The organism is Pseudomonas veronii, assembly GCF_002028325.1.
Lineage (GTDB): Bacteria > Pseudomonadota > Gammaproteobacteria > Pseudomonadales > Pseudomonadaceae > Aquipseudomonas > Aquipseudomonas veronii.
Map to the genome: position 1 here is coordinate 5,776,399 of NZ_CP018420.1, position 17,240 is coordinate 5,793,638.

General features: G+C 62.9%; 16 protein-coding genes. 3 read left to right on the forward strand and 13 right to left on the reverse strand.

Annotated elements, in window-relative coordinates:
- Nucleotides 1-7 precede the first annotated feature (7 nt).
- From PverR02_RS26515 to PverR02_RS26525, 3 genes are read right to left on the reverse strand one after another with little or no spacing between them, the layout of a single operon-like run.
- The gene (locus PverR02_RS26515) at nt 8-1,471 is read right to left on the reverse strand and encodes an N-acyl-D-amino-acid deacylase family protein (protein WP_079444685.1); all 1,464 of its coding nucleotides are present in this window, start codon (nt 1,469-1,471) and stop codon (nt 8-10) included.
- Nucleotide 1,472: 1 nt separating this feature from the next.
- Nucleotides 1,473-2,333 (reverse strand): MurR/RpiR family transcriptional regulator, encoded by an 861-nt coding sequence (locus PverR02_RS26520; protein ID WP_046488199.1) that lies wholly within the window; start codon nt 2,331-2,333, stop codon nt 1,473-1,475.
- Between the two features lie 12 nt (nt 2,334-2,345).
- Nucleotides 2,346-3,695, reverse strand: coding sequence for a GntT/GntP/DsdX family permease (locus PverR02_RS26525; protein ID WP_227778730.1), 1,350 nt, complete (start codon nt 3,693-3,695; stop codon nt 2,346-2,348).
- A 248-nt stretch (nt 3,696-3,943) separates the two neighbouring features.
- Here PverR02_RS26525 and PverR02_RS26530 point away from each other — a divergent pair, with 248 nt between their 5' ends.
- Nucleotides 3,944-4,324, forward strand: coding sequence for a lysozyme inhibitor LprI family protein (locus PverR02_RS26530; protein WP_017847739.1), 381 nt, complete (start codon nt 3,944-3,946; stop codon nt 4,322-4,324).
- A 132-nt stretch (nt 4,325-4,456) separates the two neighbouring features.
- On the opposite strand, the gene PverR02_RS26535 is transcribed toward PverR02_RS26530, so the two are convergent.
- The 5 genes from PverR02_RS26535 to PverR02_RS26555 all read right to left on the reverse strand — a co-directional run bounded on the left by PverR02_RS26535 (nt 4,457) and on the right by PverR02_RS26555 (nt 9,520).
- Nucleotides 4,457-5,902, reverse strand: coding sequence for a SulP family inorganic anion transporter (locus tag PverR02_RS26535; RefSeq protein ID WP_079444687.1), 1,446 nt, complete (start codon nt 5,900-5,902; stop codon nt 4,457-4,459).
- Between the two features lie 215 nt (nt 5,903-6,117).
- The gene (locus tag PverR02_RS26540) at nt 6,118-7,011 is read right to left on the reverse strand and encodes an NAD-dependent epimerase/dehydratase family protein (RefSeq protein WP_079444688.1); all 894 of its coding nucleotides are present in this window, start codon (nt 7,009-7,011) and stop codon (nt 6,118-6,120) included.
- Nucleotides 7,012-7,114: 103 nt separating this feature from the next.
- On the reverse strand, nt 7,115-8,011 hold the full coding sequence (locus PverR02_RS26545) for a LysR family transcriptional regulator (RefSeq protein WP_017847736.1): 897 nt from the start codon (nt 8,009-8,011) through the stop codon (nt 7,115-7,117).
- Between the two features lie 30 nt (nt 8,012-8,041).
- Entirely contained in the window at nt 8,042-8,632 is a 591-nt protein-coding gene (locus tag PverR02_RS26550) for an NAD(P)H-dependent oxidoreductase (RefSeq protein ID WP_046382082.1), read from the reverse strand.
- A gap of 123 nt (nt 8,633-8,755) precedes the next feature.
- Entirely contained in the window at nt 8,756-9,520 is a 765-nt protein-coding gene (locus tag PverR02_RS26555; RefSeq protein ID WP_079444689.1) for a sulfite exporter TauE/SafE family protein, read from the reverse strand.
- Nucleotides 9,521-9,704: 184 nt separating this feature from the next.
- Between PverR02_RS26555 and PverR02_RS26560 the strand changes: the two genes are divergently transcribed.
- Nucleotides 9,705-10,601 carry a LysR substrate-binding domain-containing protein gene (locus PverR02_RS26560; RefSeq protein WP_046488209.1) on the forward strand — a complete coding sequence of 299 codons (897 nt, stop codon included), beginning with the start codon at nt 9,705-9,707 and terminating at the stop codon, nt 10,599-10,601.
- On the opposite strand, the gene PverR02_RS26565 is transcribed toward PverR02_RS26560, so the two are convergent.
- Together PverR02_RS26565 and kynU are read right to left on the reverse strand one after the other, a co-directional pair.
- Nucleotides 10,547-11,953 (reverse strand): amino acid permease, encoded by a 1,407-nt coding sequence (locus PverR02_RS26565; RefSeq protein ID WP_046488211.1) that lies wholly within the window; start codon nt 11,951-11,953, stop codon nt 10,547-10,549. The genes PverR02_RS26560 and PverR02_RS26565 overlap by 55 nt on opposite strands.
- 775 nt (nt 11,954-12,728) lie before the next feature.
- The gene (gene kynU / locus PverR02_RS26570) at nt 12,729-13,979 is read right to left on the reverse strand and encodes a kynureninase (protein WP_017849465.1); all 1,251 of its coding nucleotides are present in this window, start codon (nt 13,977-13,979) and stop codon (nt 12,729-12,731) included.
- 144 nt (nt 13,980-14,123) lie between these two features.
- Between kynU and PverR02_RS26575 the strand changes: the two genes are divergently transcribed.
- Nucleotides 14,124-14,597 carry an Lrp/AsnC family transcriptional regulator gene (locus PverR02_RS26575; protein ID WP_017849466.1) on the forward strand — a complete coding sequence of 158 codons (474 nt, stop codon included), beginning with the start codon at nt 14,124-14,126 and terminating at the stop codon, nt 14,595-14,597.
- Between the two features lie 127 nt (nt 14,598-14,724).
- On the opposite strand, the gene catA is transcribed toward PverR02_RS26575, so the two are convergent.
- Genes catA through PverR02_RS26590 form a run of 3 tightly spaced genes read right to left on the reverse strand, consistent with a single transcriptional unit; the run spans nt 14,725 to nt 17,126 of the window.
- Nucleotides 14,725-15,654, reverse strand: coding sequence for a catechol 1,2-dioxygenase (gene catA, locus PverR02_RS26580; RefSeq protein WP_079444690.1), 930 nt, complete (start codon nt 15,652-15,654; stop codon nt 14,725-14,727).
- A 41-nt stretch (nt 15,655-15,695) separates the two neighbouring features.
- A complete protein-coding gene (gene catC, locus PverR02_RS26585; protein ID WP_017849468.1) occupies nt 15,696-15,986 on the reverse strand; it encodes a muconolactone Delta-isomerase in 291 nt (96 codons plus the stop codon).
- A 12-nt stretch (nt 15,987-15,998) separates the two neighbouring features.
- On the reverse strand, nt 15,999-17,126 hold the full coding sequence (locus PverR02_RS26590) for a muconate cycloisomerase family protein (RefSeq protein ID WP_079444691.1): 1,128 nt from the start codon (nt 17,124-17,126) through the stop codon (nt 15,999-16,001).
- Nucleotides 17,127-17,240 lie beyond the last annotated feature (114 nt).

Sequence of the window (17,240 nt, forward strand, 5' to 3'; positions counted from 1 at the left end):
GCGCCCACTATAGAGTCGAAAACCCAGCCCGCAAATCCCCACTGCGCGCCAGGAACCGCCCCGGCCGCTGACCATTCGGCTGCCCGTCGCTGTAGCTCAACACGCCGTTGACCCACACGCCATCAATCCCTTCTGCCGCCTGCTGCGGCGCCTTGAAATCCGCCACATCGCGCACGCGCAGCGGATCGAACAGCACCAAGTCGGCCCAGTGCCCTACACGGATTTCGCCCCGCTCCGACAAGCCGAACCGCGCCGCCGACAAGCCGGTCATCTTATGCACCGCCGTGTGCAGCGGGAACAGCCCGACGTCCCGACTGAAGTGACCCAACACCCGTGGAAACGCGCCCCACAAGCGCGGATGCGGGAACGGATCTTCGGGCAACCCATCCGACCCGACCATCGACAGCGGATGCGCGAGGATACGGCGCACATCCGCTTCGTCCATGCCGTAATACACCGCCCCCGCCGGTTGCAGGCGACGGGCCGCGTCCATCAGCGAAACATCCCACTCGGCGGCGATCGCCTGCAAGTCGCGCCCGCCCATTTCCGGGTGCGCTGTCGACCAGGTGATGGTGATGCGAAATGCATCGGTGACTTGCTTGAGATCCAGGGTCGAAGAACTCGCCGCATAGGGATAACAATCACACCCCACCGGATGGGTTTTCGCCGCCTGCTCCAGCGCCGCCAACAGCTGCGGACTACGCCCCCAGTTACCCGCACCGGCACATTTGAGGTGGGAAATGATCACCGGCACCTGAGCATGCCGACCGATCAGAAACGCCTCGTCCATGGCCGCCAGCACCGGCTCGAACTCACTGCGCAGATGGGTGGTGTACACCGCGCCGAACGCCGTCAGTTCTTCGCTCAGTTGCAGCACTTCATCGGTCTCGGCATTGAACGCGCTGGCGTAGGCCAGGCCGGTGGATAAGCCAAGGGCGCCATCCTCCAGGCTTTCGCGCAACTGCACGCGCATCGCGGCGATTTCATCGAAAGTGGCGCTGCGATGCAGGTCGTCCATATGATTGCTGCGCAGCGCCGTGTGGCCGATCAGCGCCGCGACGTTGACCGCCGGCTGGGCGCGTTCCACGGCGGCGCGGTAATCGGCAAAACGCGGATAGGTGAACGCTTCACGCGGGCCCAGCAGGTTCATCGGGTCCGGCGGCTCAGCACGCAAACTCACGGGCGAGGCGCTGATACCGCAGTTGCCGACAATCACCGTGGTCACCCCCTGGCTGAGCTTGGGCAGCATCTGCGGCTGACGGATCACCACCGTGTCATCGTGGGTGTGTACATCGATAAACCCCGGCGCCAACACCCGGCCTCGGGCGTCGATCACGTGCGTGGCCAGCGCGGCCGACAAGTCGCCGATCGCCTCGATACGCCCGTCGCGCAGCCCCACATCGGCGACATACCCCGGCGCGTTGCGGCCATCCATGACCAGCGCCTGGCGGATCAGCGTGTCGTACTGCATATCAGTCTCCCAGCGGCAGGCTGTCGGGCCCACCGCGATAGTCGTCGAGGGCCAGCTTGATGCGGCGCAGGCGTTCCTGGTTGTCGTCCGGCATGGCCAGCGCCAGCTCGGTGGCGAGCAGGTCGATGGCCAGCAGCATGCCGTAGCGCGCCGCCGTGGGTTTGTAGATGAAGCTGGTTTCGGCCGGTTGCAGCGCCAGCACCACATCCGCCAGCCCGGCCAGGGGTGAAGCGGCCAGGGTGATGGCGACGATGGGCGTGTCGTAGTTGCGCGCCAGGGCCACCACGTCCAGCAACTCCGGGGTGAGGCCGCTGAGCGAACAGACGATCAGCGCCTGCTCGGGGCCCAGCGTCGCCGCCGTGACGCGCATCATCACCGGGTCATGGCAGGCGGCAATCGGATAGCCCAGGCGCACCAGACGAACTTGCAACTCCTCGCTGCACAGGCTCGACGGGCCGCCCATGCCGAACGCGTGGATCATGCGCGCCTTGCCCAGCAGGCTGACTGCGTCGACGAAGCCGGCCTGATCGAACCCCGACAGGTGCTGGCGCAACGTCGCTTCGATATCGCCGAGAATCTGCCGATGAAACCCCGACTGCTCAGGCTTGCCCGCCGGGTCGAGGAAGCGGCTGCCCACGCCACTGGCCTGGGCCAGTTGCAGGCGCAAGTCGCGCAAATCCCGGCACCCGACGCTGCGCGCAAACCGCGACAACGTGGCGGTGCTGACCTCGGCGCGTTGGGACAACGCCTCCAGGCTGGCCGACGCGGCAAAGCCCACGTCATCGAGCATCAGCTTGGCGATACGCCCTTCGCCGGCACTGAAAGACGCCTGGCGGGCGCGGATCTGGTAGAGGATGTCCATGGAGGCTCCGGGTTACAGGACGCAGGACAGACCATACGTCAGACCGAAGGCGACCAGCGAAATCAGGGTCTCCAACACGGTCCAGGTCTTGAAGGTCTGGATCACAGTCATATTGAAGTATTCCTTGATCAGCCAGAAGCCGCCGTCGTTGACGTGGGAAAAGATCACCGAACCCGCTCCGGTCGCCAGCACCAGCAATTCAGGGTGTGGATAACCCAGGCCCAGCGCAACCGGCGCAACCACCCCGGAAGCGGTGGTCATGGCCACGGTGGCCGAGCCGGTGGCGATACGCATCAACGCGGCGAACAACCAGCCCATCACCAGTGGCGACAGGTTGAACGCATGGGCCAGGCCAAGGATTTCGTCGGTCACGCCGGCGTCCACCAGAATCCGGTTCAACCCGCCGCCCGCGCCCACCAGCAAGGTGATACTCGCGGTCGGCGCCAGGCATTCGTTGGTGAACTTGAGGATCGACTCGCGGTTGAAACCCTGCGCCAGGCCGAGGGTCCAGAAACTCACCAGGGTCGCCACCAGCAGCGCGATCACCGAGTTGCCGATAAACAACAGGAACTGGTTGAAACCGCTGCCGGGCGTGGAAATCAGATTGGCCCAGCCGCCGATCATCATCAGCACCACCGGCAACAGAATGGTGCCCATGGTCAGGGCGAAACTCGGCAAACGGCTGCGTGGCTCGCGCTCGATGAACTGGCGCTCCAGCGGGTTTTCCGCCGGCAGGTGAATGCGCGGCACGATGAACTTGGCGTACAGCGGGCCGGCGATGATCGCCGTGGGAATGCCGATCAAAATCGCATAGAGCACGGTCTGCCCGACCGAGGCGTTATACGCCAGCACCGCCATCATCGCCGCCGGGTGCGGCGGCACCAGCGCATGCACCACCGACAGGCCGGCAACCATCGGCAAGCCGACCATCAGGATCGACACCCCCACACGCCGCGCCACGGTAAAGGCGATCGGCACCAGCAACACAAAACCGACCTCGAAAAACAGCGGCAGCCCCACCAGAAACGCAATGCACACCATCGCCCAATGGGCGTTGCGCTCGCCGAACCGGTTGATCAGCGTGCGCGCCACCTGCTCGGCGCCGCCGGATTCAGCCATCATCTTGCCGAGCATGGTGCCCAGCGCGACCACCAGGGCGATATGCCCCAGGGTTTTGCCGACGCCCGCTTCGTAAGAGCCCATGATGGTGTCCGCCGGCATCCCGGCCATCAGCGCCAGGCCGATGGACACCAGGGTGATGACGATAAACGGGTTGAGTCGGTAACGTGCAATCAGCACGATCAAAGCAATGATGGCGATGGCGGCGTATGCCAATAGCCCGAAGCCCGGTGATGCGGCCATGCGGTACTCCTCGGAAAGGGTCACGTCGAATTGGTTGTGAAACTCATAAATCATTACCGAGGAGCATTTTCAATTTTTATGAAAGTAATTTTCGCCCACAGATAAGCGCTGTCGCGTTGGGACATGCCCAACGGCCGCGCATGAAAATTCGGGGGGTGTTCTTACATCAAATTCAGAAAAGACCGGAAACTCAACGCGCACGCTTGAGTCTTAAAATGCGCCCCCACGAACATCCAGGACACTCGATCATGACCCGCACCTCTCTCACCGCCTGCGCCCTGCTGCTCGCCCTGTGCGGCAGCGCGTCGGCCGCCGACAACGCCGCACTGAAGAAATGCATGGACAGCGCCAACACGACCGTGGACATGGTCAAGTGCAACACCCAGCAGGCCAAGGTGCAGGACAAACGCCTGAACACCGCCTACCAGACCGCCCTCGCCGCCCAGGAAGGCGCGCGCAAGCAGCAATTGCAGGACGTGCAGCGCCTGTGGATCAAATACCGCGATGCCAATTGCGCCTTTGCCGGCAGTGCCACCGGCGGCAGCATCGATCAGGTCAACGGCTCCGCCTGTGTACTGGACATGACCCAGACCCGCGCCCAGGAACTGGAAGACCTGGTCGGGCCGTAATGAATGAAAACCCTCGCCCTCCCGTAGGAGCGAGCTTGCTCGCGAAAATCGTCAACGATGACGCGTGTTGCCTGGATAGACGTGGCGCTCTCGGGTTTTTCGCGAGCAAGCTCGCTCCTACAGGGGTTGCGGTCAGTCGTGATGGACCTTGGCGCGCTTGAGCAGCTTCTTGCAGCGCTCGGACAAATGCAGCACGCGCAGATGCTTGCCGGCCTTGCTGTAACGCTCGCGCAAGGTCATCAGCGCGGCAATCGCGGAGTAGTCGACAACGCTCAGGTGGCGGCAATCCAGCGTCACCGCGGCCGGGTCGTTGGCCGGGTCGAATTGATTCAAAAACGGCGTGGTCGAGGCAAAGAACAACGTGCCATGCACGCGGTAGAGTTTGCTGCCGTCCGCTTCCAGATATTCATCGGCGTACAGTTCACGCGCCTGTTGCCAGGCGAAGTTCAGCGCCGCGATCACGATCCCGCAGAGCACCGCCGTGGCCAGGTCGGTGAACACGGTGATCACGGTCACCGCAATGATCACCAGCACGTCATTGAGCGGCACCTTGTTGATCACCCGCAGCGACGCCCAGGCGAAGGTCTGCTGCGACACCACGAACATCACCCCGACCAGCGCCGCCAGCGGGATGCGCTCGATCAGCGGTGACAGAAACAGAATGAACAACAGGATCATCACCCCAGCCAAGACCCCGGACAAACGCCCGCGCCCGCCGGAGCTGAGGTTGATCACGGTTTGCCCGATCATCGCGCAACCGCCCATGCCGCCGAACAGGCCCGAGAGCATATTCGCCGCGCCCAGGGCCATGCTTTCGCGGTCGGGGTAGCCGCGGCTCTCGGTGATTTCGTCGGTGAGGTTGAGGGTCAACAGGGTTTCCAGCAGGCCTACCATCGCCATCAGGAACGCGTAGGGCGCGATGATGCCGAGGGTATCCAGGCTCCAGGGGATCTGCGGCAGTGCGAAGCTCGGCAGGCCACCGGCGATGTGGGCCATGTCGCCCAGCGTGCGCGTCGGCAAGCCCAGCAGGTACACCGCCAGGCCCACGCCGAGGATCGCCACCAGGGCGGGCGGCACGGCACGGGTCAGGCGCGGCAACAGGTAGACAATGGCCATGGTCACCAGCACCAGGCCGCTCATCACATACAGCGGCGTGCCGCTGAGCCAGGTATCACCGCTCTTGAAATGCTCCAACTGCGCCAAGGCAATGATGATCGCCAGGCCGTTGACGAACCCCAGCATCACCGGGTGCGGCACCATCCGCACCAGCTTGCCCAGGCGCAGCAGGCCGAAGACCAGCATGATCAGCCCGCCCAGCAGCACCGTCGCGAGCAAATACTCCACGCCGTGTTGCACCACCAGCGCGACGATCACCACCGCCATCGACCCTGCGGCGCCAGAGACCATCCCCGGCCGCCCGCCGAACAATGCCGTGAGGGTGCAGATGATGAACGCGCCGTAGAGCCCCATCAGCGGGTTGAGGTGTGCCACCAGGGCAAAGGCGATGCACTCGGGCAGCAAGGCAAAAGACGTGGTGAGGCCGGCCAGGGCGTCGGCGCGAAGACGGGTGAGGTTCATGAGGTACCGGGCATTGCGGGGAATAAGGCGGGGAATGGTACGGAAATGCGGGCGGTGGGGCCAGTGAAGCGTCAGGGCAGATTGACCGGGATGCCCCGTTCGCGGGCAAGCCCACTCCCATGGTTTGATCGGTGCACCCGTTATCGAGGTGTGAACACCGTCAAATGTGGGAGTGGGCTTGCCCGCGAAGGATGCACCACGGTCTCACGCCGACATCAGACCATTTCGTGGCGAATCCACTCCACCACCGACGTGCGCTTGGGCGCCCACCCCAACAATTCACGGGCATGCTTGCCGCGCACCCGGCTGTTGGAACCCAGGCCGTAGTTGGCCATTTCATAGCCCCATTCGGCTTCTGCGGCGGCCAACGGCCAGTCCTGCGGCTTGCCCAGGTTCAGGGCTTCGGCGATGGCGGTGGTCATGTCGATGAACGCCGCTTCACCGCTTTCCACGAAGTAGAACGTGCCCGGCACATTCTTCTCCAGCGCCAGCAGATAGAGCGCGACCACGTCCTCGATATGCACATTGGACCAGATGTTCTGCCCCGTACCGACATGGCGCACCACCCCGCTCTTGCGCGCCTGCTTGAGCAAGCGCGGCAGTTGCACGCTGTCGCGCTTCACGCCCAGGCTGTGGCCGTAGATCAGGGTGTTGCAGATCACCGCCGAGTTCACCCCGTCTTGGGCGGCCGCCAGGATCAGGTTGTCGATGGCGACACGTGCGGCCTTGTCGACGGTCGGTTCCGGCAGGTGGTCTTCGACGTAGATGACATCGCTGGCCTTGCCGCCCGATGCATCGCCGACGATGCTCGAACCACTGGTGTGCAGGAACGGTTTGTTCGAACCTTTCAAGGCGGCCAACAGCGTTTCCACCGCCGCGCGATGGTCGCTGCTGGCGGCGTTGATCACCGCGTCGGCCTGCCGGGCCTGTTCGGTCAACACCGCACGGTCATCCAGGGTGCCGATGACCGGGGTGATGCCCAGGGCCGTCATCTCGGCGGCTTGATCGGCGCTGCGCACCAGGCCCGTCACATGGTGGCCGGCCTTGACCAGGCCGGTGGCGATGGAGCCGCCGATAAATCCGGCGGCGCCGGTAACGAATACGTTCATGGAGGTCTCTCCTGACTGAGTAAGTGATGGGCCCAGTATCAAGCCCCCATCCCTGGCGAATAAGACCGTGTTGCCCAATTCAATCTTGCGCGCAGGTCACGAATCAGCAGGCGTACCGCGCCAGCTTGGCCTGGATGAAGTCCAGGAAGCATTGGATGCGCAAGGCCAGTTGCGAGTTGCGGTAAAACACCGCGTGGATCGGCTGGCGATAACCGCTGTTGAAGGCTTCCAGCAGCGGCACCAGGCGCCCGGCGTCGATGTCGTCGCTGGTCATGAAGTTCGACAGGCAGCCAATACCCTGCCCTTCGAGCGCCAGTTGGCGCACGGTTTCACCGCTGGACGCGGCAATGCCGGGCTCGATCAGCCAGCGGTCACCCGCCACGTGGCGCAACGGCCAGTGGTTGAGCGTCTCGGTCTGGGTGAAGCCGAGCAAGGTGTGCTCGGCCAACTCGGCGACCGTCGTCGGCGTGCCGTACTGCTTGAGGTAAGCGGGGCTGGCGAGGATATGCAGCGGGGTGCAGCCCAGGGACCGCGCATGCAGGGTGGAATCGGCCAGCGCGCCGATGCGAATCGCAATGTCGGTGCTCTGCTCCAACAGGTCGATGATCAAGTCATCACTGTTCAACTCCAGCTGGATCTCTGGGTACAGCCCGCGAAATTCGGCGATGTACGGCACGATCCCATGCAGCATGAACGGCACGGCGGCGTTGATGCGCAAGCGCCCCGCCGGTTTCTTCTGGCGCGACGACAAGCGTTCCTCCAGATCATCCATCTGCGCCAGGATCACCTTGGCCTGTTCGAAGAAGTACTTGCCCTCCTCGGTCAGGTCCATGCGCCGCGTGGTGCGGTTGATCAGCGTGGTGTCGAGCTTGGCTTCCAGGCGCGACAAGGTGCGGCTGACCGCCGACGGCGTCTGCCCGACCTGCTCCGCCGCTGCCGAAATCGAGCCGCACTCAATCACGTTGACGAAGATCTGTAGCTCATCGGATCGGGCTTTCACAGGCTGTCCTCTTTCTCGGTTCAGCGCAGCTTACACCGAGAGGTCGAACACCTGCGCCAGATGCTGCTCGTAGCGCGCCACGTCGGCGTCGATGGCCGGGCGCTTCATGACGTCCACGCAGAGGAACGTCGGCAAGGCCGTCATGCCGAGGAACTCATTGGCCTTGTGAAACGCGAAGTACACCGCGTCCACACCTTTGCCCTCAAAGAAATCGCTCGGGTCGTCGAAGGCTTGCTGCGGGGCGTTCCAGGTCAGCGACAACATGTATTGCTTGCCGTGGATCAGGCCGCCGCTGCCGTATTTCTGCGAGGCGTCGGAACGGGTACGGCCATCGCTGGCGTAGAGGCTGCCGTGGCCTTCGGTGAAGACTTCGTCGATGTACTTCTTCACGATCCACGGCGCGCCCATCCACCAGCCGGGCATCTGGTAGATGATCACGTCGGCCCAGAGGAATTTGGCGACTTCTTCGGCGACGTCGTAGCCTTCATCGATATGCGTGACCTTGACGTCGATACCGCCACGGTCGAGCACAGCCACGGCGGCGTCATGCAGGGTGCTGTTGTAGCGACCGTCGGAGTGGGCGAATTTTTTACCGCCGTTGAGCAGCAGGACTTTTTTCATGGGGGAGCGCCTTGAGATTAAAAATGTCTGAAGGCAGGGTATCGATGTGCCTTGCGCGGAATAAGCCTTGGCGCGGCAAAATACATTTGACTAAAAGTCACGAATCTAACTCTATTGTTGCCTTTATCCACTGATCAACAGATGCGCGCCCAACAGCGCCATGCCGATAAAAAACACCCGCTTGAACAACACGGCACCGATCCGTTGGCGCAACGCCTGCCCCAGCCACATGCCCAACAAGGCCGGCGCCAGCGCCAACAACGAGGCATTGATCTCGCCGCCGCCGAGGCTGCCGCGCCAGGCCAACCCGGCCGCCAGCGCCAGTGTCGACACGCTGAACGACAGCCCCAACGCCTGCACCAACTGATCGCGATTCAACCCCAGCGCTTGCAGATACGGCACAGCCGGAATCACGAAGACGCCGGTGGCCGAGGTGATCAGGCCGGTGACCAGCCCACACACCGGCGCCAACCAACGCTCGGTCGCGGGCTTCACCTTGAATGCGGGCAGGAACAGCCCACTCAACGCATACACCAGCAAGGCCGCGCCCAACGCGCGCACCACCCCGGCGCCACTGCCCATTCCCAGCCACAGCGTGCCCAACCCGGTGCCGAGGACAATCAACAGCAACAGCGGCCACAAGCGCTTGAGCAACACGCTCAAGTGGCCGCCGAAAGCCAGTTGCCAGAGGTTGGTCACCGTCGAAGGGATGATCAGCAACGCCGCAGCCTGCGCCGGCAACATAGCCAGGCCGAGCAAGCCCATGGCGACGGTGGGCAGGCCCAGGCCGATCACACCTTTGACGGTGCCGGCCAGCAGGAAGGTGCCGATCACCAGCAGGGTCAGGGCGGGGCCGAGGTTTTGGTAGAACGCGAGGAAGGTTGTCATCGGCCGAGTGTGGGGCTTTTCGCTGGGCGCGAAAATTCACCATATACTGAGGCAGCCTCTTGTTTTGCATGAGGCTGATGCCGCCATCGCGGGCAAGCCCCCTCCCACTGTTGAAATGCATTCCAAGTGTGGGAGCGGGCTTGCTCGCGATAGCGTCAGTCCAGCGAAAGGAAATCTTCCAGCCATGCACTTTGACCTGATCGACCTGCGCCTCTACCTGCACGTCCTCGATGCCGGCAACATCACCGCCGGCGCCAGCCGCAGCCACTTGTCCCTGGCCGCCGCCAGCGCGCGCATCCGCGCGATGGAAGCTGCGCTCGGGGTTGAATGCCTTGAACGCGGCCGCCGTGGCGTCACGCCGACGGCCGCAGGCCAGGCCTTGGCGCGTCATGCCCGGCTGTTGCTGCAACAGGCCGAGCACCTGCAACAGGACCTGGCGGAATACGCCAACGGCGTCAAAGGCCAGGTGCGCCTGCTGTGCAACACCACCGCCCTCAGCGAATACCTGCCGGAACTGCTCGCGGATTTCCTGCGAGACCATCCCAACCTGGACATCGACCTGCAGGAACTGCCCAGCCTGCGCATCACCCAGGCCTTGCGCCAGGGCACCGCAGACCTCGGGATCATCTCCGACGCGGTGGACACCCACGGCTTGCAGACCCTGGCGTTTCGCGACGATCCGCTGGTGCTGGTCATGCCGCTGGAGCATCCGTTGGCGGCAAGTACGGTGAGTTTTATCGACAGTCTGCATTACGACTATGTGGGCCTGGCCGCCCACAGCGCGCTGGCGGTGTACCTGGAAGAACAGGCGTTGCACGCGGGGTTTCGCTTGCACACGCGGATCCGCGCCGAGGGTTTTGACGGCGTGCTGCGCATGGTCGCACGCGGCGCGGGCCTGGGGATCGTGCCCCAGGCGGCGCTGGCGCGCTGGCCGTGGGCGCAGCGCGTCAAGGCCCAGCCGTTGCGAGAAGCTTGGGCCTGTCGAACGCTGCTGTTATGCGCGCGCTCGTTCGAACACCTGCCGGGTTATGCCAGGGCCTTGCTCGACGCCTTGGCCCTGCCCTTGCGGAAAAATCCGTAATACACCGCCGACAGAATCAGCAGGAACGGCACGCCGAACACCAAGGTCATCTTGAACGCGTCGGTGAAATACGTGGTGATCATCACCGCGCCCATCAGCACCAGGCCCAGCAGCGTGCTGTAGGGAAACAGGCGCAGCTGGAACGACAACTTCGCCCCGCCATGACGCTTGCGATAACGGCGGAAGAACAGGTGCGTCAGGAAGATCATGAACCAGGTGAAGATCGCGCCGAACATCGAGATCGCCATCATCAGCGTGAACGAGCTTTCCGGGTAGACCACGTTAAGCAAGGTCGCCAGGCCGATGCCCGAGCTGGACAGCAACAAGGCGTTCAGCGGGATGCCGCTCTTGCTCAACGCGCCCATGGACGTGGGCGCAAAGCCGGCGCGGGACAGGCTGAACATCATGCGTGTGGTGATGTAGAGCTGGCTGTTCATCGCTGACAGCGCCGCGATCAGGATCACGAAATTCATCACCCCGGTGGCGCCGGGAATGCCGAGGGTCTGCATCACCGTGACGAACGGGCTCTGCGTCTGCCCGGCCTGGTTCCACGGCACGATGGCCAGCATCAGCGCCAGGGTCAGCAGGTAAAACACCACCAGGCGCACGATGGTCGCGCGAAAGGCTTTCTTCACCGCCTGCTCCGGGTCGGCCGCTTCACCGGCGGCGACGGCGATCATCTCTACGCTCAAGTAGCTGAAGATCGAGACGATCACTGCGATCCACATACCGCTCAAGCCATGCGGGAAAAAGCCGTCGTGGGCCGTGTAGTTCTGCACCCCGTACTGCGGGTTACCGGAGCCGAACACCACGTACACCGCGAGGAGGATGAAGCCGACGATGGCGCTGATCTTGATCGTCGAAAACCAGTATTCGAAGTTGCCGAAGGTTTTCACGCTGATGGCATTGAGCAGGATCAGCACGCTGGAGAACGACACGATCCACACCCACTCCGGCACGTTGGCGAACCAGTACTTCATGTACATCGCCACCGCCGTGACCTCGGCGCCCACCGCCAGCACAATCGCCGCCCAATAGGCGTAGCGCACCAGGAACCCGGCCAGCGGGCTGATGTAGAACTCGGCGTAGGCCCCGAAGGAGCCGGAGGTGGAATGGGCCACCGTCATCTCCGCCAGGCAGCCCATCAGCAGCAAGGTGATCAACGCTCCAATGGCGTAACTCAGCAGCACGCTGGGCCCGGCATAGCCGATGGCATAGGCGCTGCCCATGAACAGCCCGGTGCCGATGGCGCCACCGATGGCGATCATGCTCATCTGGCCGGAAGTGAGCTGGCGCCTCAGGCCCAGTTCGCGGTGGGTGATTTCTGCAAAGCCGTCGTTTGGCGTGGTCACGTGGTGTGCCCCTTATTGTTGTGATTGCACGATTTGTCTGTTGCCGCAGATCCCCTGTGGGAGGGGGCTTGCTGGTGATAGCAGTCTTTCAGTCGAGACCTAGGTGACTGACCCGCCGCCATCGGGGGCAAGCCCCCTCCCACATTGAGCCTGCGTCAGGCACTCAGTGGATGAACACCGCAGCCCCATATAGCAGTCTTTCAGTCGATACCTAGGTGACCGATCCGCCGCCATCGGGGGCAAGCCCCCTCCCACATTGAGCCTGCGTCAGGCACTCAGTGGATGAACACCGCAGACCCCATATAGCAGTCTTTCAGTCGATACCTAGGTGACTGATCCGCCGCCATCGGGGGCAAGCCCCCTCCCACATTGAGCCTGCGTCAGGCACTCAGTGGATGAACACCGCAGCCCCATATAGCAGTCTTTCAGTCGATACCTAGGTGACTGATCCGCCGCCATCGGGGGCAAGCCCCCTCCCACATTGAGCCTGCGTCAGGCACTCAGTGGATGAACACCGCAGCCCCATATAGCAGTCTTTCAGTCGATACCTAGGTGACCGATCCGCCGCCATCGGGGGCAAGCCCCCTCCCACATTGAGCCTGCGTCAGGCACTCAGTGGATGAACACCGCAGACCCCATATAGCAGTCTTTCAGTCGATACCTAGGTGACTGATCCGCCGCCATCGGGGGCAAGCCCCCGATGGCGGTGTGTCGGTCGCCGGATTCACACGCTGATACAGCGCTATCGGGCCCCCCCATTGTTGTCTGTGTTTATTCAGGTGACGCTGTTACGGACCTTGAATTGCGCCTGGTCCCAGGTGCGGTTGTCGAGGATCTCACCGAGGATTTCCACGGCGTCCCACACTTCGGTAAAGCAGGTGTACAGCGGCGTAAAACCAAAACGCATGATGCGCGGCTCGCGATAGTCGCCAATCACTCCACGGGCAATCAGTGCCTGGATCACCGCATAACCTTCAGGGTGTTCGAAACTCACATGGCTGCCGCGTCTGGCGTGCTCGCGCGGGGTGATCAACACCAGGCCATGGGCGGCGCAGCGGGCTTCGACCAATGCGATAAACAGGTCGGTCAAGGCCAGGGATTTACTGCGCAGGCTGGCCATGTCGGTCTGTTCGAAAATCTCCAGGCCGCACTCCACCATGGCCAGCGAGGTGATCGGCTGGGTGCCGCACAGGTAACGGGCGATGCCGGCACTCGGTGCATAACGCGTCTCCATGGCGAACTGCCGGGTATGCCCGAACCAGCCCGACAACGGCTGGCGCACCACGTCCACCAGCGCCGGGTTGACCCACACGAACGCCTGGGAGCCAGGGCCGCCATTGAGGTATTTGTAGGTGCAACCGATCGCATAATCGGCGCCGGCCCGATGCAGGTCGATGGGCACCGCACCTGCCGAATGCGCCAGGTCCCAGAGACTCAGCGCGCCGCACTCGTGGCTCAACGTGGTGAGCGCGTGCATGTCGTACATGTAGCCGGTCTTGTAGTTGACGTGGGTGAGCATCACCACCGCCACGTCCGGGTCGATGGCCTGGGGCAGTTCGTCCGGGCTGTTGACCAGGCGCAGCGAATAGCCCTGTTGCAGCAGTTCGGCGAGGCCTTCGGCGATGTACAGGTCGGTGGGGAAGTTGCTCGCTTCGCTGACGATCACCTTGCGCTGCGGCGCGCGTTGGCGCTGCACGCTCAAGGCGGCGCTGAGCACCTTGAACAGGTTGATGGAAGTGGTATCGGTGATCACCACTTCGCCCTCCCCCGCGCCGATCAACGGTGCCAGGCGATTACCCAGGCGCTGGGACAAGTCCGCCCAACCCGCGCTGTTCCAGCTGCGAATCAAGCCATTGCCCCACTCCTCGGCGATCACCTGCTGCGCCCGCGCAAGCGCGGCCACCGGACGTGCGCCGAGGGAGTTGCCGTCAAGGTAGATCACCCCCTGCGGCAAGGCGAACTGGTGGCGCAGCGGCGCCAACCGGTCCTGGTCGTCAAGGGCTTGGCAATGGCTTCGAGTGATCATGGGCTGTCCTGGTTTTTATAAGTGAAGATGCCGTAAATAATGAGCGAAGTTTTAGAGAATTTTCGTGCAAAGTTGTGGGCAACAGGCTAATTAAGCTGTAGGAAATTCGAAGTTCAACCGAAAACACGCGGATTTATTCTAAGCATGATTCTCGACGCCACCGACCTGCGCCTCCTGCATTTCCTGCAACAGGACGGCCGTATCAGCAACCAGGAACTCGCAGAAAAAGTCGCGCTGTCGCCCTCCGCCTGCCTGCGCCGTCTGCGCCTGTTGGAAAGCGAAGGCATCATCAGCGGCTATCGGGCGGTGTTGAATGCCGAGCGGTTGGGGATCGAACTCGAGGCCATCGTCCACCTGTCGGTGCGCCAGGACGTGGAGGACTGGCACGAGACGTTTATCCAGAAGGTGCAAGGCTGGCCGGAAGTGGCCAGCGCCTACGTGATCACCGGCGCCAGCAACTACGTGCTGCGGGTGCAGGCGCGCAACCTCAAGCACTTTTCGGACTTTATCGTGAACCACCTGAACCGCACGGCGGGGGTGATGGATATCCGTTCGGAGATCGTGTTGCAGAAGATCAAGGATCGCGATGAAGTGTTGGACCTAGTGCTGCGCAAATAGTCAGCCACACCACAAAACAATGTGGGAGGGTGGCTTGCCCCCGATAGCCGTGTGTCAGTCAGTTAAATGTTTACTGATCCGCCGCTATCGGGAGCAAGCTCCCTCCCACATTTTTTGACCGCGTTGATCAATCTTCCAATGCACGCACGCGCTGCATGCGCTTTTGCTCCAGCGGCGCATCGGCAAGCTGCACCTCGAAGTCAAAATCGATCTGCGCAAAACGCCCTTCCACACCCAGTTCCCGCGCCAGGTGCTGATCGTCGCTGAAGCGAATTTCGGCAATCAATTCATCCCGTGTCGCGTAGGCAAAATCATCGTGCAGGTACGGGTCGTCCGACAGGTTGATCTGCGTGGTCAGGTGCCGATGCCCCGGCGCCGAGATGAAGAAGTGAATATGCGCCGGCCGCTGCCCGTGGCGTCCCAACTGATTGAGCAACTGCTGGGTCGGCCCGGTCGGCGGGCAGCCATAACCCGACGGCACGATGCTGCGAAAACGGAAGTTGCCCTGGGCATCGGTCTCGATGCGGCGGCGCAGGTTGAATTCCGACTGCGCGGTGTCGAACCAGGAGTAAGTGCCGCCTGTATTGGCCTGCCACACATCGACAATCGCCCCGGCCAACGGCTTGCCCTGCGTGTCCCGTACCTGGCCGCGCATGAACAGCGGCACGCCCGGGTCCTGGCCGTCGTCCAGGCGCGCTTCGTATTTCGACAGCGGCGCCCCCGCCACATACAGCGGGCCTTCGATGGTGCGCGGGGTGCCGCCGGTTTTGCCGGCCTCTTCGTCGGCGGCGTCCATCAACAGGTCCAGGTAATGCTCCAGGCCGAGCCCGGCGGCGAGCAAACCGGCTTCCTGGTGTTGACCCAATTCATTGAGGTAGTTGACCGCCGCCCAGAACTCTTCGGGGGTGACTTCCAGGTCTTCGATGATGTTCACCGTGTCCCGCAGGATCCGGTAGATCAGCGTCTTGGTGCGCGGGTTGCCGCTTTCGCTGTGGTGGCCGCTGGCTTCTTCGAGAAACTGTTGGGCATGGGCAGTCTGGGACAGTCGGATGGACATGGTGCAATCCTCATCTTGTAATTATTGGGGATAAAACAGGCTCAGCGGTCGTCCGCGTGGATCGACGACGGGTGCCGGCACAGCGCATTCACTTCGATGGCCATGTAGGGATAAAGCGGCAGTTGCATCAGCAGGTCGTGCAGTTCCTGCACGCTGTCGACATCGAACACGCTGTAGTTGGCGTAAAGCCCGGCGATGCGCCACAGATGGCGCCATTTGCCCTCTTGCTGCAGGCGCTGCGCCAGGGCTTTTTCGTCGGCCTTGAGGCTGGCGGCACGTTCGGGGTTCATGTCGACGGGCAGGTGTACGCTCATTTTTACGTGGAACAACATGGCAGGCGCCTCTTAGTGGTTGTCACGACGGAAGAACGCCAGGCGCTCTTCATCGATGGCCAGGCCCAGGCCCGGTGCGGTGCTGACATGCAGCTGGAAATCGCGGTACACCAGCGGCTCGGTGAGGATGTCTTCGGTGAGCAGCAGCGGGCCGAACAGCTCGGTGCCCCACGCCAGTGTGTCCAGGGTGAGAAACGCATGAGCCGAGGCCAGGGTGCCGAGGCCGCCTTCGAGCATGGTGCCGCCGTACAGGCCGATCCCGGCCGCTTCGGCAATCGCGGCCGTGCGCAACACCGCGCGCGGGCCGCCGTTCTTGGCGATCTTGAGGGCGAACACCGAAGCCGCGCCTTCGCGGGCCAGGTTGAAAGCGTCCTCGACACATTCGATGGATTCGTCGGCCATGATCGGCACCGGGCTCGACAGCTGAAGCCGGGCCATGCCAGCGCGGTTGTTGCGCGAGATCGGCTGTTCGATCAGGTCGATAGCGTTGTCGCCGAGCACCTTGCAGGCGCGCAGGGCAACGGCTTCATCCCAGGCCTGGTTGACATCGACGCGCACGCTGGCGCGCTCGCCCAGGGCTTTTTTGATCGCGATCACATGGGCCAGGTCGGCACTGACCTCACCGGCGCCGATCTTCAATTTGAAGACGCGGTGACGGCGCAGGTCGAGCATCTTCTCGGCTTCGGCAATGTCCTGCTCGGTGTTGCCGCTGGCCAGGGTCCAGGCCACCGGCAACGCATCGCGCACACGGCCGCCGAGCAGTTCGCTGACCGGCAGGTGCAGGCGTTTGCCCAGCGCATCGAGCAAGGCGCTTTCGACGGCGGACTTGGCGAAGGTGTTGCCGCGAATGCTGCGCGCCAGGCGCAACATGGCGGCATTGATGTTGTTCGCGTCCTGGCCGATCAGCAGCGGGGCGAAGTGGCGGTCGATGTTGATCTTGATGCTGTCGGGGCTTTCGTTGCCGTAGCTCAGGCCGCCGATGGTGGTGGCTTCGCCGAGGCCTTCGATGCCGTCGGCGCAACGCAGGCGGACGATCACCAGGGTCTGGTTCTGCATCGTGTGCATCGCCAGCTTGTGCGGGCGGATAGTGGGGAGGTCGACGATGATGGTTTCGATCGACTCGATGGCACAAATCGGCATGGCTATACCCGTTGGGTTCTTTATAGATTTGAGCCGATTCTGTGCCGCATTTTTCTTGGCTTCCAATATAGAATTGGTCTCGCACAATACCTTCAAGGTATCAAAGGAGCTGTC